Origin of the sequence: Geotalea uraniireducens (genome assembly GCF_027943965.1) — a bacterium.
Lineage (GTDB): Bacteria > Desulfobacterota > Desulfuromonadia > Geobacterales > Geobacteraceae > Geobacter > Geobacter uraniireducens.
The window spans coordinates 3,517,279-3,537,856 of record NZ_AP027151.1; the positions used below are offsets into that span (position 1 = coordinate 3,517,279).

Below are 20,578 nucleotides of genomic sequence, written 5' to 3' on the forward strand. Positions count from 1 at the left end.
CTTTCCCCATTCAACCATAGTAACAGGAGTGTCATCATGAAACGTTTCTCGCTCTCCGCCATCCAGGCGCTCATGCTGGCCCTGTGGGCGACCACGGCGGCACTGGCGGTGGATCCCCCCCATGACTACGGCTGCATGACCTGCCACAATAATCTCAGCGATGTCAGCGACCTGTCGAATGCCGCCGGGATTGTCAACGTCTGCCTCTCCTGCCACACCCCGGCGATCACCGTCAAGGCGTTCACCCCCCGGGACCTGGCGAACCCGTTCGGCAGCACCGCCTTGGGGGTCTACACCTCCGGCCGCAAACAGACCTCGCACAACTGGTACGCACCGGTCAACGTCCCGGCAGCCGGGGCGGCGGCGCCACAGCTTCTCTCTGGCCCGCTTTCGCTCAACGACACCGTCAACTGCGGCACCTGCCACGACCCGCACAGTAACGCCAACGGCACCTTCCTCCGGCTCGCCAACGACAAGGACCAACTCTGTCTCGACTGCCACCGGGCCCGCAACACCACGGACCAGACCAAGGGGACCCATCCCGTCGCCGTCGATTACGCCGCCGCAGTGACCGCCCGCCCGGCCGGTTTCTACGCCACGCCGCGCAACGCCAATCCCGCCAACCCGACTGCGGCGATGAAGCTCGGCGGCGGCCAGGTGCTTTGCACTACCTGTCACGGCGTCCATTTCACCGATTCCAACGCCCGGACATTCGACAACGCCTCCTCCGCCACCTTCGGGCTCCTCTCCTCGTCGGCGGGCTATCTGCTCCGCACCGACCTGCGCGGCGGGACCGCCAACGAGGTGAACATCTGCACCAACTGCCATGCCGGCAAACTGGCCCATAATAACAAGGGACAGAACATCCAGTGCGCCGACTGCCACGCCGGGCATGTCGACCCGGGGGACGGCAGCCGGCCCAACGTCTGGCTCGTCCGCCGCTACATGAACTACTCGGCCGGAATCAAGCTGACCTCGTACCGCCGGCCGGTCTTCAACCAGTACACCGGCGCCCAGAGCAACTTCGCCGGCGTCTACGGGGTCTGCCAGGCCTGTCACCCCGTTCCGCCGCCCGGCGGCAGCTATCCCACCGAGCATGCCAGCACCGACCCGAACGTCTGTCGGGGCTGCCACGCCCACGACAGCACCACCGGGTCGTTCTCGGCGAACTGCGCCGGCTGCCACGGCTTCCCGCCGCAGCAGAACAGCGCGGGCGGACCGCTCGGCTACGCCACGAGTTCGAGTTACAGCTATGCCACCTCGGGGGTCTTTAAGGACGAGTCCCGGACGCCGCACTTTGCCCACGCCGGCAAAGCCCCCTATGCCTTCGGCTGCTCCGAGTGTCATCTTGGCAACCGGCATGCAACGGGGAACTTCCAGCAGGTTTTCATCGCCACCACCGGCATCCTGGCCGCCAGCGGCGGTACGGTGCCGACCTACAACACCGCCGCGCCGGGAACCTGTGCGAACACCTATTGCCACAGCAACGGGGCGCCGGTCGGCGGCACGACGGTCTACCAGTCGCCCACCTGGGCCAACGCCAAAAACAGCATCATCGGCACGCCGAATGAGTGCAGCGCCTGCCATGACGCTTCCCCGCCGACCAATGCCCATCCGGGGCACCTCGACAACGGTTTTGCCTGCGCGGTCTGCCACGCGGCAACGGTAAGCGGCAGCACCACGATCATCGCTGCGAGCAAACACGTCAACGGCATGAAGGATGTGACATTCTCCGGCCAGGGCGCCATCGGCGGCAGCGGCGGCTACGACGCCGGCGGTCATCAGTGCGCCAACCTGTATTGCCACTCGAACGGCAAGAAGGGGGCGCTGATCTATGTCAATCCAGCCGCCTGGAACTCCGGCACCACTTACGGCTGCAACGGCTGCCACGGCACGAGCAGCCCGCTCGGTGCGCCCGATTACGCCAACGGCGGTGCCGGGACCGGCACGGCGAACAGCCATTACGCCCACACCATCGGCGCCGCCACCACCGCCGTCTGCGCCAACTGCCACTACCTGACGGCCGACACGGTCGGCGGCAAACTCGCCGCCAACTCCCTCCACCTGAACGGGACGATCAACGTCAACTTCAACCCGGCCGTCGCCGGCGCCAATGCCAGCTACGACCCGGCAACCGGCCAGTGCAGCAATATCGCCTGCCATGGTTACGGTGGCGCCCAGTGGGGGAGCAAGGCCGGCTGCCTTGCCTGCCATTCGCTGTCGATCGGCAGCCGGGCGGCCATCACGCCGCAGTTCACCGGCAACTCCCATCACGTCCAGGGGATATCGCTGTCGGGTGAGCAATGCTACCAGTGCCACTGGGAGGCGAACGCCGACGGCTCCATCAACCACGCCTATCACCACTCCGGCACCCCGGGCGCGCCGGTCGAGCTGGTAATCTACGGAGCGGGGAGCCGTCCGGCCGCCTACGTCTCCGGCACCACTGCCGTCCAGTACACCGCCAACGGCAGCCGGACCGAGCTGGCGAAGATCAATGGCCACTGCCTCGGCTGCCACAGCGACCGGAACAGTGCCAGCCAGCCGTTCGGCGACGGCAAGACCCCGACCGCCTACGCCTGGGACGGCACCAGTGTCGGTGCCAAGTACGGCGACACCGGCACCACGCCGTGGGGCAAGTACAGCGGCACCAACGTGACCCCGAAAAGCGGCCTCGCCAAGGCCTACTCCGCCCACGGCAACGCCATCGCCAACCAGGGGGGCTGGGACCTCAGCGAAACCTGGACCGACCGCGGCACCACCGCCAACGTCCTCTGCTTCGACTGCCACAACTCCCATGGCTCGACGGTGAGCGGCACCACCACCAGCTACGCCAGCGCCACGACCAACGGCGGCATCCTCAAGGACACCCTGGCCGGCAAGGGTGGCTATACCCTCACCTACCAGCCGCTTGCCGGCGGCTCGACCGCGGCACACAACCGCTACAACCCCGGCGCCGCACTCTGCTTCGACTGCCACCTGAACGGCACCGCCGCCAGCACGCCGTGGGGCTACACCTCGACCTACGGCGCCACCAAACAGATCATGGGGTACCTGGATTCGGCTTACTTCGGCAATGGCACCTTCGGCAACCAGCTCCGCTATCCCTACAAGGCTACCACCCCGAACATGGGGGGGCACTTCGGCGCCTCCTCGCCGCTCACCGCCACCCCGGCCCACCAGATCGGCGGGCTCTGCACCCCCTGCCACGATCCACACGGCGTCAGCCCGACCCTCGGCGCCAACAAGGTCTACGGGGTACCGCTCCTCAAGGGGACCTGGGTCACCTCCCCCTACAAGGAGGATGTCGCCACCGCCGACAACCAGACCTATATCGGCCTGGGCGCAATGGGGGAAGAGGCGCCCCGTCTCTCCTCTGCCGGTAAAGCGGCCTACCAGGCGGCGATCGCGACGTCGTACCACATCGACCAGAACACCTTCTCCGCCGCCTCTCCCGGCACCATGAACGCCACGGTCAACGGGGTTGCCCAGACCGACGCCCAGTTCGGCGGCCTCTGCCTCACCTGCCACGGCAAGCAGAGCCTGACCGACGGCACCACCCACACCTGGAAAGACAAGAACCGGATCCATGAATCGGTCAAGGGGTGGAAAACCGCCAACTCGACCATCCAGCACAACTACACCTGCTCCAAATGCCACGCCCCGCACAACGCCGACCTCCCGCGACTGATGGTCAGCAACTGCCTGGACTACCGGCACCGGGGGCGGGTGGCGAACAATCCGAGCCCGAAGATCTCCGCCAGTTATCGCGGCGACGAAGGAAGCGGCTCGGGGAGCATCCCCGGCAGCTATACCGCCCGCAACGGGGGCGGGGATGGCTGGAGCAGCAGCAGTTACAGCAGCTCCCGCACCAGTTTCACCTGCCATGAGAACAACGACGCCGGTCAGGCGTGGAACGTCAAGACGCCGTGGTACACCAGTCCGGGCCCGGCGGCGCCGGTGCCGATCGCCGAGCCGGACGCCACCACCGTGGGCGCCAGTCAGATCACCCTGCAGTGGAACGCCGCCACCAACCCGAGCGGCGCCGCGCTGCAGTATGCGGTCCAGGTAAGCGCCAGCGCCACCTTCGCCAGCATCGACTATACGTCGGGCTGGATTTCCGGAACCAGCTGGACGGTCACTCTCGGCCAGGGGACCTGGTACTGGCGAGTCCAGGCCCGGGATGCGGCAAGTACGTCGCTGGTTTCGGCATGGTCGGCGGTCGATACCTTCACCCTGTCGGCAACCTCGTCGGCCACCGCTCCGTCGACGCCGGTGCTGGTCAACGAGGGAAGCAACGCCTGCTCTTCCTCCTCGGGGTGCGCAATTGCCCTGCAATGGTACGCCGCCACCATTGCCGGCGGCGGGAGCAGTGAATATCTCGTTCAGGTGAGCAGCAGATCCACCTTCTCGTCGATAACCGCCAGTTCGGGATGGATTTCCGGCACCAGCTGGACGGCAACCCTCGGCAGTGGCACGTGGTACTGGCGGGTACAGGCGCGGAACGCGGCGAATCCGAGCCTTGTCTCGTCCTGGTCCGCGGTAGACAGCTTCTCCGTTTCGCAGTCTTCATGGTCACATCACTAGGCCGGTACCGGCGGCAGATGCCGCCGACCACAAGAGAGGAGGTGAAACCGATGAAGAAAACCCGATACGTCCCCCCCAAGATCGTGGGTCGCGCGGCGGTGCATCCCTGCTAGCGGCCCCTCTGCGACGAATAGTCCGGCAGCCACGGCTGTCCGGGCGGCCGCGCCGCCACCGGCAATCGGCGTCTCCGGCGAACCACCGTAGGGGCGAACCATGTTTCGCCCCTACACAACAATGCTCCCCGCCGCAAACGCTGTTCCTTTGCCGAAGCGGGAAAAAGCTGGCCGCGCACCACGGTGGAGGAGCGACTGCACGACGATGAAACCGTTACTCTTATCAATTTTCTGCTTATTGTGCTTTACCGTGCCCGGGCTCGCCTTCGCCGCGCCCGGCGCCGGCGCCCCCCAGGACAATCGGGGGCGGGAACATACCGGCATCAGCGGCACCGTTCTCGACGCTTACGGCAAACCGGTAGCCGGCGCGCTGGTTGTAGCCAGGAACGCCGCCACGGCGGACGGCCCGGTCTTCGTGGCGGATGGGCGGACCGGCAAGGATGGGCAGTACCGGCTCAGCCTTCCGGAAGGCGGCCGCTACCTGGTGCGGGTGAAAGGAAATCGGCTCCAGTTCGCCGCCGAGGTAAAGGCAGGAGCCGTAACGGAAGGGATCAACATCAATCCGAGCGGGATTCCCGGACCGCGGCGCGCCCCGGCGGAGGTAGGCAAAGAAATGGCCGGCGTCTGCGGCGACGAAGATTTCGCCACCACCGTTGCCGGCCGTTCCGGTTGTCTGGTGATGCGGGAATACGGCTTCTCGGGACCATCGTCACCCCGGACGCTGGTGGTCTGGCTGCATGGCGACTTGTCTGACGGCGGACCCGCCAACTATCATTTCCCGTTGGCCGAGCAGGCGGCAACGGAGTTTGCCGCCGAAAAGGTGCTGAGCATCGCCCTGGTGCGCCCCGGCTACCAGGACGGTGCGGGAAATTACTCCGCAGGCGACTGCTATCGGCGGCTCGACACCTATACCCGGGAAAACATTACCGAAATCGGGGCAGCTATCGAGCGACTCCGGCAACACTTCAAGCCGGAGCGGCTTTTCCTCGTCGGCGATTCCGGCGGCGCCGCCATTGCCGCCGTCCTGCTCGGGATGCAGCCGAAGCTGGCCGAGGGGGCGATCCTCGTCGGCTGCCCCTGCGATCTCGTCCGCTGGCGCGGCGACCGCCGGCCGTGGACTGCCAGCGAAAACCCGCTCAACTGGGCCGACAGGATCGATCCGGCGGCCAGCGTCATCGTGCTCACCGGCGCCGACGACAGCAACACCGTGCCGGTCATCGGCCTCTACTACGCCGACGTCCTCAAGACGCGCGGCGTCAGGGCGACCTTCCGGATGATCCCCGATACAACCCATGAAGAAGCCATTGCTTCCCCGGCGGTCACCGCCGCCCTCCGCTCGCTCCTTCGCTAGGAGGCCGGTTGCGCCTCCCTCCCCTCACGAGCCGTACTGCGGGAACCGGCGCATCATTTCGACCACGGCGGGATGACCGCGGAGCAGCGCGGCTTCCCCGGCAAGGCCACGGCGATCGCAGAAGTCGAGCAACGCGTAAAGGGCTTCGGCCTCCGTCCGGCTGACGAACTCGGCATACGGCTCGCGCTCCATACTTTCGATCGCCGCCGTCAAAGCACTCCCGGCCCCCCTGCTGTCGCCGGCCGCCAGACAGGTCTCGGCAATCAGAAAGCGCGTCGGGAACGAGCCGTTCAGCCTGGCGTCCCGCTCATACACATCGAGCGCTTCCTGCAGCCGGCCGAGCTTCCGCAGGCAGTGGCCGAACTGGAAGAGTCCCGTCCGCATCGCCGGATCGGCGACAAACCCCGCCCGGAAGAACTTCTCTGCCTCCCGGTAGAGGCCCTTCTCGTAGCAGATGATGCCGATATAGGGTAATGCCGGGCAGTACCGCTTGTCCTGGCGGCAACAGCTCTCGGCGGCGGCAAGGGCCGGCGGGAACTCATGCTCCAGAAGATGAGCGTAGGCCTTGTACAGCAAGAGTGGCGGCAACGGATAACGATCGAGGTATTGTTCCAGCAGCTGGAGCATCGCCGCCGCGTCCGTCGTCCGGTACGCCGTATCCAGCTGCTGCAGCAGGAGCAGCTGCTCGGGAGGGGACTGCCGCAACAGCTGGGGCCTGACGAGGATCATCGTCACCGCATCCGCCACCCAGCGGAGATGGGGCGGCAGGTAATAGTCGCCGTTGACCGACGAGCAGACGATCGCATCCCGGATCCGGTAGTCCCTGGCATCCAGGGCATCGAAGACGTTATGCAGGGCGGTAAGATACGACTCGCGATACTGTTGCGAATAGGTGGGGAAGAAATCCACGTCGAAACTCAACAAGAGCGGCCGGTCGATTGCCGGGAGAGACTCCAGGCCGCAGATGGTAACGGGGATGCCACGGAACGAGCCGACGAACTGCCGGTCGCGGAGGCGGAAGGTCTGGATGTCTTCCGCCTTGAACCGGCAGGCGGTCAACAGTTGTTGCAGCTGCGCTTCCGCGTCCTCCCGGGGGAAGTAGCGGAAGGGGATGACCCAGTATATTTCGCTGAAAATGCCAAGGCGGGCGCCGGCATAGATCCAGTTGCCGATGTGGTAGAGGCTCTCGTCGCCCAACGAATCCGCCGCCCTGAACCGGCGCCAGTCCCGCTGCCGGTAGAGCCCTTCCAGGGCCGCGATCTTCTCGTGGGGAATCCAGCGGAAATCATCGTGGGTATCGATGTTCATCAGCACGGCATCGCGCACCCCGCGTTCGGCCCAGTGCGCCAGCGCCTGGCTGTGGTCTTCCATGACGAACGGCTTGGCGAGGGGATTCCGGCCGAGGACCGGCGGGGCGGAACTACAGCCGGCAAGCTTGGCGGCCACCGCCAGCTGCAGGGAAAACACCATGAATTGACGACGGGTCATCGAGCGCATAACGGTGATTTCCTCATGCAAAAGATTGCCCACCGGAGAGTCCAACCGGCATCATCTGAAAAGATTGTACTTGAGGATGCACCGTAACGCCGACAAGCCATCCTTCCAGCCGATTTTCTTCCCCTCCCGGTAGGTCCTCCCCGAATAGGAAATCCCCATTTCGTAAATCCTGACCCCGAGCTTGGCGATCTTTGCCGTAATCTCCGGTTCGAATCCGAACCGGTTTTCCTCGATGGTAATTTTCTGGAGCACTTCCCGCCGGAAAACCTTGCAGCCGGTCTCCATATCGGAAAGATTCAGATTGGTCAGCATATTGGAGAGCAAAGTCAGGAACTTGTTCCCCACCATGTGCCAGAAGAACAATACCCGGTGGTAGTCGCCGGTGACGAACCGCGACCCGTAGACGACGTCCGCCTTCCCTTCGAGGATCGGCGCGATGAGCTTCGGATAGGAGCGCGGATCGTACTCCAGGTCCGCGTCTTGAATAATCACGATATCGCCGGTAGCCTGGCTAAAGCCGGTCCTCATGGCCGCCCCCTTCCCCTGGTTCCGCTCGTGCAGGAAAACGCGGGTCGTCCCGCCGGCCAGGGCGCAGACCAGCTCGCGCGTGCCGTCGGTAGAGCCGTCATCGACCAGGATGATCTCTTTATCGAGCTCGACCGCTGAAACCCGTCGGTAGATCTCGCCGACGGTCGCCTTCTCGTTGTAGACCGGCAGGACAACTGATACTTTCACCGTGTTCAATCCCTCGCCGGCCGGGCAACCGCCACCGGCCCGATTTCGCGGCATTAACGTGACCGACGCCACTTTCTGAACAGCCCCACCGCATTCCGGAGGAAAATGGCCAAGCGCTGCCGGGACCGCAGGGCAAGGAGCAAATAACGGGCCAGCTTTCGCGGCCGCAGGTAGAAGCCCTTTTCCACCGCGGCCCGTAACGCCGGCAGATTTGCAGGTACCGCCGGCGTTGCACGTCCCGCGCCATCGGCTGCCGGCGCTGGTCGGGCAGCCGCCATTCGGCTGCCGACGCGCGGTTCCAGGAGATTGACGGCCACGTAATCCGGATCGAGCCGCTGCAGGGTGGAAATGGTCCGCCGGACATCGTCGCCGGGGAAGCCCAGGATGATGCTGACCAGGACTTCCAGCCCCGCTTCCCGGGTAAGACTGACCGCCTCCTTGATCTGCGCCATGGTCAACGCCTTGCCGGTTTCCGCCAGGATGGCGTCGTCGCCGCTCTCGATCCCGTAGGAGATCAGATAGCACCCGGCGGCCTTCATCTTCCGGAGGAGCTCCCGGTCGACCGTATCCACCCTGGTCCAGCAACTCCAGGCCAGCCGGATGTTGTTCGCCTCGATCCGCTCGCAGAGCTCCGCCGTATCGGAAAGCGTAAAGGTAAAATCCCGGAAAACGACCTCCCGGATGCCGAGCCCCTGGATGTACTGCAATTCACGGACAATCTCCTCGACGGGCCTTTTCCTGAACGGCAAGCCGTTGGAGTTGCAGAAGGTGCAGTGAAACGGACAGCCGTAATTCGTCAGGACGGACGTGATGTTCCGGTACCGGGAGTAGGGCATGGCGTAACCGTAGCCGGTTATCAGCTCATGGGGCGGAAGTCCGGCCTGGAACGTGGTCCCACCGCCCGGCTCGACGGCCCCCTGCCCGGCCCCGCCGGCCACCAGGCGGCGGATCGCCTCGCCATTGGTCAGATCGCGCACCAGGACGTCGATTGCCGCGAATTGCCGATCGGTGAAAAAAACCACGTCACCGCTCGCCCAAACGCGGACTGCCGGCACCACCCGCTTCAGCTCGCCGAGATGCCGGAGGTCGCTCTCCAGGCTGAGTGACGAAATGATCGTGAAGACAATGTCCGGCCGCAGCGCCCCGATGCGGCCCAGGCACTCCGCCCAGGAGAACCTGCCCGCCAGACAGTCGAGATAGCTAAGCGCCGCGGTATCGCGAACCGCCCCCCCGAACAGCAGCAGGTCGACGGGCGGCCAGGAGTAAGCCGCCTTGATTTCGTGGGGGCAGCCGTAATCGCGCTGAATGAGCCGGCCAAAAGGCAGGTTGAGGAGTACTATCTTCGTCACGGGCACGGCGCCTTGAACAGGTAGGCCGCCTGTTTGCCGGAATTCTTGCCGGTTACGGGCGGGCGGAACGGCGGGCAGGCAGCTTGTGGTGGTAGCAAAGATGGCATAATTTTTGGTATGGTAACTTCTGCAATGATAATACCGTGACCGTCCGGGGAGCAAGATTGTTCATGGCAGAGACACCGCAGGGAGAAACCAACGAGACGAAGCCGCTGACAGGCGGCCGCGGTCAACCGCTCGACCTGGTCATCCTCGCCCTGCTCACCTTTGCCGTTTATGGCCGGACGCTGGGCCACGATTTCCAGCGCAACTGGGACGACAACTGGTACATCCTCTACAATGACGCCGTATGCGGCTTCACCTGGCCCCACATCAAGGCGGCCTTCACCAATTACTACATCGGCCACTACGCCCCGGTGCACATCCTCTCCTACATGCTGGACTACACCCTCTGGGGGCTGAAGGCCGGCGGCTTTCTTCTCACCAACATCGTCCTCCACGTCGCCAACGGGCTTCTCTTCTACCGGCTGCTCAATCGGTGGTATGGCGAGCGGCTGCTCGCCCTGACCGCCGCCGCCCTCTTTCTGCTGCATCCGGTGCAGGTCGAAACCGTCGCCTGGATAGCCGAGCGAAAATCGCTGCTCTCCCTGCTGTTTCTGCTGCTCGCCTGGGAGGGGTACGACCGGTACCGGAGAGCGGGGGAAAGAAAGGGCCGACTCGCCTACGCCGCGTCGTTGGCGGCGTTTGTGATCGCCCTGCTGGCCAAGTCCATGGCGGTGATTCTGCCGGTTGTCCTGGTTCTCTACGATCGGTGCTTTTTCCCCGGGGAACGGCGGCTGCGGTTGAAGGACAAAATCCCCTTCATCCTTGCCGCCGGGGCGGTCGCCGCCCTGACCATGTATGCTCAGCTACCGGGGGTCGGCCAAGGCGGGCGCGCCGCAACGTATCACGGTGGCAGCCCGTGGGCGACCTTCCTCACCATGTTGCCGGTCTTCTGTCGCTATCTCGGGATGATCGTCTGGCCGGCGCAGCTGAGCGCCCAATACGCCCCCCCCATTCACCGCGCCATCGATGGGACGGTGGCCGGCGCCGCGCTCCTCCTGGCCGGGGTGGTCATCGGCGGCATCCGGCTTTACCGGGCCGACCGCCGGCTCGGCTTCTGGGTGATCTTCTTCTGGCTCGGCCTCCTGCCGGTCTCGCAGATCGTGCCGATGATCTTCCTGATGTACGACCACTACCTCTACCTGCCGATGATGGCGGTCGGCGTTCTGGCCGGGGCTGGAGCGCTGCGGCTGCGGGCATGGCTCGGCACGCGGCGCCCGGCGTTGACGGCAGCCCTGATCGCCGGGCCGCTGGTGGCACTGGCGGTGGTCTCCTGCCAGCGGGCCGGCGTCTGGCGAAACGCGCTCACCCTCTGGGCCGACGCGGTCGCCAAGCAGCCGGCCAGCGACCGGGCCTGGGAGCTTTACGGCGAAGCGTTGTACCGTTTCACCGACGATATCCCGGCAGCCCGCCGGGCGTATGAGCGCGGGCTGGCGCTCAATCCGGCAAACAGCGAGATTCTCTACGGCCTGGGCGACCTCTACACCGAGACGGGTGAGCTGGATAAGGGATATGCGCTGCTCCGCCGCCTCCTGGCCAGCAAACCGGACTACCCGGTCGGCTGGATAGCCCTCGGCAACAACTATCGGCGGCGGAGTGAATACCGGCAGGCCGAGCGGGCCTACCAACGGGCCCAGACCCTCCAGCCCGATTTGCTCCAGGCGGTGATGGCTCTCGGCACGCTCGCCATCAGCGAAGGGCGTCTCGACAAGGCCAGGGCCGCCTTCCTTGCCGGCGAGTCACAGGGGTGGGACAATCCGGACATCGCCTACCAACTGATGTGCGTCGAAGCACTGGCCGGACACCGGGAAGAGGCACTGGCCTGGCTGGAAAAGGCGTTGCAGCGGGGTTTCCGCAATTACAACGCCCTGTTCACCAACCGGCAGCTGGCGTCGATCTGGGACGACCCACGCTACAACTATCTGCTCCAGCAATACTTTCCAGGATCGAACTAAGCAGCAGGGTCCTTATCGGCCGCGGCAGGCACCTCGCGGGCCGACGGCCGACCGGTCACCGGGCATAGGCGATGCCGAGATATTTCTTCCCGGCGCCGCGGGCAAAGTCGATGAGCTGCCGGACCGCCGGCGACGGGGCGCCCTTGGTGATCAGCGTGACGGTCTGGACTATTGCGGGCGTTTCGACGACCGTGACCGAGTCATCGACCAAGGCTGCCGGGAGAAGGGCAATCGAGTCGGGCACTTCGACAACGCGCTTCCGGACATCCTCCCAACTGAGCGCATCGATCATCCCCGAAGCGTAGTCGGCGCCGTCCATCACCTGATAGCGAAAGGCGCTGCTGATCGGTGCGCCCCACGGCTTGATGATGCGGACCGCCTCGTTCACTCCGCCGACCTCTTTCCAGTCCTGGATCGCACCGCTGAAAACCCCTTTCAGCTGGCCTTTGTCAAGCCGGCGCAGGGTATAGCCCCGCGCGACCACCACGGCAACCGGCACCGTCACGATGGTCGTCGCCTGAAACGCGCCCCCGTCGATGTCCGTCCCTTTCGCCTTCAAATCCCGCACCAGTTCTTCCAGCGGCAACGCCGATACCACCACATCAAGCGTCCCGTTATCGAGGTCCCGGAGGACGTCGTCCGTGTCGGCCTCCCGGAGAACGAGCGTATTGCCGGTGGCGCGTTCAAATGGCCCCTGGAGCGGTTTCAGGACCTCGTTCAACGAGATGGGCCCACCGGCCCCGCGGAGCTCCGCCGCCCGGCTTGCCGGCACCACAGCCAGCAACGCCGCCACCAGCGCCACAAGTGACAGGCACCGCGCCCCGCGCACTGCGCGCAAACCACCCGTCCGTTCCATCACCGTTCCCCACGCCATCAGTCACCTCCGTCAACTCTGGAGCACCGGCCCCAGGGATCTCAGTTGCCCGCCCCAACGGGCTTGTTCTGACCGCCGCTTTCACGGTCAAACCACTCGATCTGCCCCTTCGCCTTCCCCGCCCGCCGGAAATCCGCCGCGGCCTCGGCCAGCCGCCCCAGCTTCCGCAAGGCGACCCCCCGGTTGTAATAATAGAGCGGCTGCGCGGCGCTGGCGATGGCGGCGGAGAAGTCCCGCACCGCCTCATCATACTTTCCCCAGCGGAGGAACGCTTCGCCGCGGAAGGCATACAGATTGAACGCCTCGGGCAGCCCCTCGCGCAGCGCGATCTCCAGGCAGGCCGTGTAATCGTCGACGGCGGCGGAGTAGTCGCCGTTATCGACGCGAAACAGCGCCCGGTAGAAGTATGCCCGATCAAAGGGCTGAAAGGCAATAACCCGTGACCACATCGTGCCGGAATCGTGCCAGACGTCGATCAGGCGCACCGTCATCGCCCCGTAGAAGAAGAGGAGCGCCACGGCCAGGCCGGCAACCGGCAGGCGCTTCGCCCGGCCGGCGCCCCCTGCACACACCTTCCCCACGCCAGCCGCCGCCACGATGCTCGGCACCACCGCCGGCAGGTAGGTGAAGCGTGCCGCAAAGGCCTGGATGCCATTCTGGGTGAAGGCCATCACCGGCAGGAGCGGGATGACGAAGCAGAGCCCGGTCGCCAGGAGCCAGGGGCGCTTTATGCCGGCATAGACGCAGCAGCAGGCGGCGCCGGCGACGATCACCGTTTTTACCGTGTAGGCGACCGGAATCGGGTCCGGAATGAAGTAGAGGGGAATGATGCCGACCGGCCAGAGCGTCAGCCGACAGTACTCGAAGACGGCATTGCCGGACACGGCGATCCGCTGGCCAAGGGTCAGGTTGAGCAGGACGTTATCCTGCTCCGCCACGGCCAGGGTGAGCGTCGCCATTGCCGCCGCCAGCGCGAAGTAAGGGACTTTTTCGCGCACCAGGGCCAGCACGCCCCCCCGCCGCAGCCGTCCCAGGGGAGCCCAGTCGGCAACCAAAAAGAGTATCGGGATGACCACGCTCACCGGCTTGGCCATCAGCGAGCAGCCGAACAGCACGAGGGACGCCAGGTACGCATGAACGGCCGTTCGCCGCCTGCCTGGCACGTCGACCAGCTGCGCATAGTGCAGGTAGAAAATTGCCGCGCCGAGGGCAAACGCCCCGTTCAGGACATCTTTCCGCTCCGTGGCCCAGGCGACCGACTCTACCCGCAGCGGATGCAGGCCCCACACAAGCCCCGCCAGCAGAAGCAGTGCCGGATACCGCCAACGCGCCGGGGCCGGTCCCTGCTCCCCGCTCCCCGCCGCGCCCGCCAGCAGCCGATCTGCCAGAAGCACCACCAGCCCCCCGTTCACGGCATGCAGCAGGATATTGGTCAGGTGATAACCGAAGGGGTCCAGGCCCCAGAAATGATAATCGACGGCAAAGGAAAGCCAGGTGAGAGGCATCCACCAGCCGGTGGCGGTATCGGTAAAGGCCCAGACGAAGAACTTCCGGTCCAGGCCCCTGATGTCGACATTGTTCAGGATGTAGATCTGATCGTCCCAGTTGACGAATCCGCAGTCAAGCGCCCGCAGGTAGACCAGCAGGGAGATCAACGCAACGATCAGAGCAGTGGCGACGACGACCTTGCGGGATGACTTCATCGGTACTTCCTCGGAGAGGAAAGCAGGCAACGGACGATTGGCGGATGGTTCGGCACGCCTGGACAAGCTCTCGGCAATGTTGGCAAACGGCATGTTGCCGGGGTGCGCCGCCATTATCGGGGGACATCAGGAGAGCAGCGACAAAAAAGGGGTGGAGCCGGCATTCCCGGCCCCACCCGTGCCACGGTTTCGGATCAGCAGGGATGAACGTTCGCCGAGCCGACTATTCTGGGCTTTTGATAGGTCCGCTTTTTCATGAGCTCATCTCCTTTCCGCACCCGCAATGGCGCCACATCAGACTAGCTGTCCCGCTTTGACGGTTCGTTATCCGGACGTCAGTTCGTCCAGGGGGTCTTGGTGTTCCACAGCTGGTTCGCGTTGCTTGAGGTACCCGCACCGCCGGCATTCGTCACGTTGTGGCAGGTGGGAATATTGGCCGTCGTGCTCCGGGAGCCGCCCGTACCGAAGAACCACGGCCCGGCGTTCTTCTCACGGCTGCCGCTGCCGCCCCCCCCCATCGGCCCGCGTCCGCCGCCGGCACCACTGCTGCCGCTGGCCGAATCGTACCCGAAGGCGGCCCCCGACTGGACCTGGCCGCGGTGGGCGCCGTCGAGACAGTTGGTCACCATCAGGCGCGGCAGCCGGGTATTGTGCGGCGCGTGGCACTTGGAGCAGGCGAACGAGTGCATGGTATTGTTGTAGTTGCCGTCGCTTGCCGAGGCCGTGGTGGCCCACCCTTTTACCGTGCCGTGGATCCGGGAGACCGACTTCCAGGCATCGGGGGCGACGTTCAGCCCGGCCTTGGGTGCCAGCGCCGTCTGGGTGTGACAGCCGGTGCAAAGGCCGGCGAACTGGGTAACGACCTCGGTGACCCGGGTGGTGTTGGTCTTGCTCCAGCTCGGCGCATTGATACTCCCCGACCGGCCGTCGTTGTTGATGGTGGTCGGCCCGAAGGTGTTCTGGTCGAGGTGATACTGCGGGGTGCTACCGCTGTATTGAATTGAGACGCGACTGCCACCGCCACGTGCCTCGGTCGTCCCCGACGGGGCGGCATCTTCTTTCCACGGCGAGGTCATCCATGTTCCCTTGAGGAGCGGCACCCCGTAGGCCTCGTTGGCGCCGAGGCCCGGGCTGACGCCGTGAGGATCGTGGCACGGCGTGCAGAGGCCGTTGATCCCGGTCTTGATCTTCACCGCCGCATTGGGCAGCGTCGGTTTCGAGACCGTTGTCGTCAACGTCGACGAGGCGCCGAAGTGCCCGCCCATATTGGTGCCGTGCGTCCCGAACCCCTTGTAGGAGAAGCGCGTCACGGAGTTGAAGGTGCCGGCGCCGAAATACGGGGTATCCCAGTAGCCGTAGATGGCCTGGCTGTCGCCGAAGGTCCCGGTGTATCCCCACGGGAAGGAAGCGGAGGCAGTGGCGTTGTTGTGGCAGTTGAAGCAGAGGGCGCCACCAGGATTGTAGGCGTTTTTGCTCCCGGCTGCCGTGCTGCCGCCGGCGGTCGGCGTATAGGTAGCGGTATAGCCGCCTTTGCCGGCGGTAGTGCTCTTCAGGATCGCCCCCTTGTTCCAGCCGGTGGCGCTGGAATAGCTGGACATGATCCCCGACGCGGCGGTGCCGTGGGAGTTGTGGCAATCGAAGCAGAGGACACTCGTGGTGCCGCTCGTATTCGGCCAGGTTTCCGAGGTATTCCAGCCGCGCTGGTTCAGGTCGGCCCGACCATGGGCGGAGTAGGCTTTCGTCTGGGTGTTCTTCGGGTTGATGTCGTTCGAGGTAGTGTCGGTGTATTTGCCCCAAGGGGTAGTGCCGGCCTGCGAATAGCGTTCATCGACGCTGTAGCCGTCCCAGGAGTACTGTTCCGGGGTCTTGCCGTCGCCGAACGGCTGGTAGGCGGCATTGGTAGAGTTGTGGCACTTGATGCAGACCGTGTTGATCTTGGCAATCTGGGTCCGGCTGCTGTTCGACGCCCCGCCCGAGGTATAGACGGTAAACGCCCCGGCAGCGTAGGTGGCCGGCCGGGCCCCCGTTCCCTGGAGGACGAGGGTCACCCCTTTCCCGCTGCCAGTCGTCCCGGCATGGTAGGTGGTGTTGATGTAGCCGTTGCTGTCGGCCTCCCAGTGGCACTGGTAGCAGCGGACGTTCAGCTGGGTATTGGTGAAGTTCCCCTGAATGTGGTGGGACTGGGCGCTGAACTGCGAACCGACCGCCACCCGGTTCCCCTGGGAGACGGAGTGGCACTCGACGCAGTTGTTGTCGCCCCAGGTAGCGCTGGTAGTGCCATGACAGGAGATGCTGGTGCAGGTCATGGTCGCCGGATCGTAGGTAAAGGAAACCGTCCCGCCGATCGTGAACGTCCCGCCCGGGACGACATCGACGGTGCCGTTGATGTGACGCATCGGCGCGACGCCGCTCAGCTTGTTGGCGGTGCCGGAATCGACCGTATTGGCATGGCAGTAGTAGCAGCCGGTGGTACTGGTGATCCCGAGCCGCGCCACGTGGATGGCATGGCTGTTGGCCGTGGTGCTGCCGGCGCCGCCGTTGGTGTAGTCGGGAGCGCCGGTGGCGGCGTTGGAGGTTCCGTGGCAGCCGTTGCAGCCGTAAGTCGTCGCAGAGGTCCAGATGGCCGGGTTCACATAGACGATGTTCTTCCGGTTGCCGTTGGAGTGGCAGTAGAGGTTCTGGCACTGCTTGGTGCCGGTATCGTAGTTGTCGTTGGCGAAGGCACCGGAGTAGTCGATGAACTTGTTGACGTGGTTCGCCGTATTGCTGATGGTGGTGCTGTTGCTGACAGTCTTCGCATGGCACGCCTCACAGCCGAAACCGGTGTTGGTGCCGAAGACCGTGCTGTTGTTGACGTGGGACGCGTGCTTGCCGGAGAGGGCCGTTCCGGCACCGCCGACGGTGCTGTAATTGCCGTGGCAGCCGGTGCAGGTGAGGGTGGTTCCCCAGGTGGGGGACGCATACTGCAGGTTCGCCGCCTGGCCGTTGCTGTGGCAGTAGATGTTGGTGCACTGGCGATAGACGGCGCTCGGCGCCGGGGCACCGGTCGAGTAGTTGAGGAAGCCGTTGTAGCGGGCACCGGCACCGATCCGGGTGTCGGCCGAATTGAGCATGATCTTGACGCTGGCGTTCACGTGGCTGGTATCGGTCACCGACGGATGGCAGGTGGTGCAGGCGAAGCCGTAGTAAGAACTGCTGGCATGTTTGGTATGGCTCCCGCGGCTCGGAGGGTTGGCGGCGGTGGTACCGTGGCAGGCACCGCAAGCCGCCTGGCCGCTGCCGACCCAGGACGGACGGTAGATGCTGCCGCCGGAACCGCTCCAGTTGCCATGGCAGGCAACGCTACAGGTATTGGCGTAGGTCGACCCGGTGCTCACCGTAGTGCCGGCATTCCCCGCCTGGAAACCGTAGCCGTTCGACAACGGCGAGTGACCGCTGAAATTGCCCATGACGATCGACCCCTTGAAGCCGGGGGTGTTGACCGGATTGGCGTTGAAGCCGAGGGTGATCTTCATGTTCACGTCGGGCATCGGCGTGCCGTTGTGGCAGGTGTCGCAGGCGAAGTGGCGGGTCACGGCATGGGTAGCGTGGGCACCGGGGCTTGCCGGGCTCGTCGCGCCGGTGGGGACCGTCGGCGAGGTGGACGGGCCGGACCGCCAGACCAGGCCGGTATTGGTGCTGCCATCCGTTTTGTTGACGATCGGCGGCAGGCCGTGGCAGATGTCGCAGGACGCCTTGAAGCCGACATTGTGCGGATGGCAGACCACGCAGTCGGTATGGTTGTAATGGACCTTGGAGGTCTGGGCCGAAGCGTTGGCATTATGGAATTTGTTCTGACTGTGGCAAACCTCGCAGACCCGCACGGTGGAAGTATGGGCCGTGGAGTCGTCACCCATGCTGGTAACGTTCTGGAACGAGACGGAAGCGTCGGCCCCGCTCGGGTAGTAAACGGCGGTCACTGATGAGTTGGCCGGATTGAGCGTCGGCCGGAACGACTTGATGTTGGGTGCCCCCGGCTGATGACAGTTGATGCAGGTGATGTCACCGTACTGGCCGCCAACGACCCCCCACTTGCCGCCCCATTTGGTGGTACCGGGGAAACGGTCGCTGTTGTGGGTCAGCCCGATGCTCAGGGTCGGGGCCGTCTGAACGCCGGTAAAGGTCTGCACCGCCGGCGAGCCGCCGTTGATCCCGTCGGGATCCTGGAAGGTCACCCGAACGTCATAGGCCGTGTCGGGTTTCAGGCCCGAAATGGCGGTGGTATAGGGACTTGGCTCGTGGTTGCCGCCGGCGATCCAGGTCTTCCAGGTACTGTCGGTGGAGAGCTTGTATTCGACCTTGTAGGTGCTGTTGCCGTTCAGGTCGTTGGTGTAGGGAACATACACGTTAATGGTGGACGTTCCGAGGGCGTCGACCGCAACAGCCCCCGGCGCCACGGCATAAGCCGGCAGGGCGATGCTGTCGATTTCCACCGTATAGGTGCTGGGGAACCCTTCGACGTTGATGCTGTCGGGATCGTTGTAGATGCACTGGACATCGTAGAGGTTGGCGGAGTCGAGGCCGGTGATGGTGGTGGCATAGGGGCTGGCCGTATGGCTGCCGGTACCCCAGTTGGTCCACGAGCCGGCACCGCTGATCCGGTAGTTGATCGTGTAGGTGTTGTTGGCATTGGGGTCGCCGGTATAGGGCATCGTGATCATGATCGAGGTGGAATTGATCGCGATAGCCGACGGCACCCCCGGATTGGTCATATTGGGATTGACCGGCACATAGGGTCCGCTCGTCGCGCCGACCGCATAGTTGTTGAAGGCGTCGAAGGCGTAAATGGTGTAGTAATAACCGATGCCGTTGACCACCCCTGTGTCGGTGAAACTGGTACCGGTACCGACATAGACGACCTGGGCGGTGCCGATAACGTTGCCGACCGAATAGCTCCGGCCTTCGATCGGATTGTCGGCGGTAGGGATGGTGTTGCGCAGCACCACGACCCCGGCGAAATCGCTGCCCGGATTGGTCCAGCCGAGGGCGACCTGGGCATTGCCGGGGGTAATCCCTCCCCAGGTGGCGTCAGCCGGCGAACTGTTGTCGATGGTCAGGGTAGCGCTCCCGCTGTCGCTGATCGTCATGTTCCCCAACTGGGAATGGGTGGCGGCGGTAACGAGGGCGGTGACGGCGTAGGTCCCGCCCGGCGGCGCAGGTACGTCGGCATGGGATTTCGGGATGATCCGGACCTGGTAGTTGGTCAAGGTCGTGCTTGGCAGCAGTCCGGCAAGCTGGACGGTCCAGACGTCCCCCGAGCCGGGGGCCGCGGCGGAGCCATAGGTCGTTGAATTGTCGCTGTTGGTGATCAGGACCCGGGAAACGTACTGCGACATGCCCGTCGCCAGGGTAACGTTGACCGTGTCGAGGGTGTCGTAGATGGGGTTGGACAACTGCACCGAGAACGTATCGATCGGATAGGAGGTAGTCCCGTCGACCGAGGGCCCGATGGTAATCGAGGCCGGCTCGGCGGTGCCGTTGCCGATGGTGACATCGCCGATCACCGTCTCGGTGACGATCAGCCGCGAGGTCCCCGAGGGGGCGGAACTGGCGGCCTGGTTGACGAGGAGGATAGGATCGCAGTTAACGGCGCTCCCCAGGTAGCGGACCTCGAGTCGGTGGCCGGCAAGCAGTTTGTAGGCGGCGTTGCCGAAGTTCACCGCCGTGCCGGTACCGTTGACGAAGCGCTGCAGGGCCGTGGTATTGGTCGCCAGCGTCTTGGTAACCGTGCTGCCGATCTGCACCACTGCCCCGGTGGCCGGATTATAGTCGAAAAGCTGGACCTTGAAGCTGGCGCTCGCCCCGCCCCCGAAGGTCGTCCGGACGTAGCACTCGAACTCGGCCAGGGCGTTGGGATCGATCCGGGTATCGACGGCATAGGCCGGGGTATAGGCCCGGTAGTACTCCTGGTCGGTGTACGTAGTATAGGTCGAGGTGGAATCGTAGACCCGGATCCGGGTGGTCCCCGTCGGCGGGGTGGTGTTCATCTGCCCCCGCCAGACGTTGCTCGACCCGTTGGTGGGGATGTCATAGGTAGTGGTGGAGAGCGACGTCATGTTGGTGGTGCCGTCGACCCCGACGCTGGTGGCCGGCAGCGCATTCAGATAATAGGTGGTGGTGGCGGCCCCGGAGAGGAGCGGTTTCAGCCACCCCTGATACATGAAGATGGTAACGAGCAGCGTAACCGTGAGAGTAAGGGCGCTTTTGGCCCGAAAACTCATTCCTCGCACCTTCTTGACGATTATCCTTCCCATGACAGATTCCCCTCGTTCAGTT

General features: G+C 64.7%; 10 protein-coding genes. 3 read left to right on the plus strand and 7 right to left on the minus strand.

Annotated features, from left to right (window positions below; translation table 11 throughout):
- Positions 1–36: 36 nt before the first annotated feature.
- The gene (locus QMN23_RS16495) at positions 37–4,584 is read left to right on the plus strand and encodes a CxxxxCH/CxxCH domain c-type cytochrome (protein ID WP_282000421.1); all 4,548 of its coding nucleotides are present in this window, start codon (positions 37–39) and stop codon (positions 4,582–4,584) included.
- Here QMN23_RS16495 and QMN23_RS16500 read toward each other — a convergent pair.
- Entirely contained in the window at positions 4,581–4,799 is a 219-nt protein-coding gene (locus QMN23_RS16500; protein WP_282000422.1) for a hypothetical protein, read from the minus strand. The two genes, QMN23_RS16495 and QMN23_RS16500, sit on opposite strands and share 4 nt — an antisense overlap.
- 103 nt (positions 4,800–4,902) lie before the next feature.
- Between QMN23_RS16500 and QMN23_RS16505 the strand changes: the two genes are divergently transcribed.
- Complete coding sequence (locus tag QMN23_RS16505) at positions 4,903–6,048, plus strand: carboxypeptidase regulatory-like domain-containing protein (protein WP_282000423.1); 1,146 nt, start codon at positions 4,903–4,905, stop codon at positions 6,046–6,048.
- Positions 6,049–6,072: 24 nt separating this feature from the next.
- Here QMN23_RS16505 and QMN23_RS16510 read toward each other — a convergent pair whose 3' ends face one another.
- The 3 genes from QMN23_RS16510 to QMN23_RS16520 are packed head-to-tail and all read right to left on the minus strand — an operon-like array spanning position 6,073 to position 9,629.
- Positions 6,073–7,545, minus strand: a complete 1,473-nt coding sequence (locus QMN23_RS16510) for a tetratricopeptide repeat protein (RefSeq protein ID WP_282000424.1) — start codon at positions 7,543–7,545, stop codon at positions 6,073–6,075.
- A gap of 51 nt (positions 7,546–7,596) precedes the next feature.
- The gene (locus tag QMN23_RS16515) at positions 7,597–8,280 is read right to left on the minus strand and encodes a glycosyltransferase family 2 protein (RefSeq protein WP_282000425.1); all 684 of its coding nucleotides are present in this window, start codon (positions 8,278–8,280) and stop codon (positions 7,597–7,599) included.
- Positions 8,281–8,333: 53 nt separating this feature from the next.
- Complete coding sequence (locus QMN23_RS16520; protein WP_282000426.1) at positions 8,334–9,629, minus strand: B12-binding domain-containing radical SAM protein; 1,296 nt, start codon at positions 9,627–9,629, stop codon at positions 8,334–8,336.
- A 170-nt stretch (positions 9,630–9,799) separates the two neighbouring features.
- On the opposite strand from QMN23_RS16520, the gene QMN23_RS16525 reads away from it, so the two are divergent.
- A complete protein-coding gene (locus tag QMN23_RS16525) occupies positions 9,800–11,686 on the plus strand; it encodes a tetratricopeptide repeat protein (protein WP_282000427.1) in 1,887 nt (628 codons plus the stop codon).
- A gap of 55 nt (positions 11,687–11,741) precedes the next feature.
- Here the strand turns inward: QMN23_RS16525 and QMN23_RS16530 are convergent, their stop codons facing one another.
- The 3 genes from QMN23_RS16530 to QMN23_RS16540 form a co-directional block, all read right to left on the minus strand.
- Complete coding sequence (locus QMN23_RS16530) at positions 11,742–12,560, minus strand: substrate-binding domain-containing protein (RefSeq protein WP_282000428.1); 819 nt, start codon at positions 12,558–12,560, stop codon at positions 11,742–11,744.
- A gap of 41 nt (positions 12,561–12,601) precedes the next feature.
- Entirely contained in the window at positions 12,602–14,263 is a 1,662-nt protein-coding gene (locus QMN23_RS16535; RefSeq protein WP_282000429.1) for a tetratricopeptide repeat protein, read from the minus strand.
- 335 nt (positions 14,264–14,598) lie between these two features.
- Complete coding sequence (locus QMN23_RS16540) at positions 14,599–20,556, minus strand: CxxxxCH/CxxCH domain c-type cytochrome (RefSeq protein ID WP_282000430.1); 5,958 nt, start codon at positions 20,554–20,556, stop codon at positions 14,599–14,601.
- Positions 20,557–20,578 lie beyond the last annotated feature (22 nt).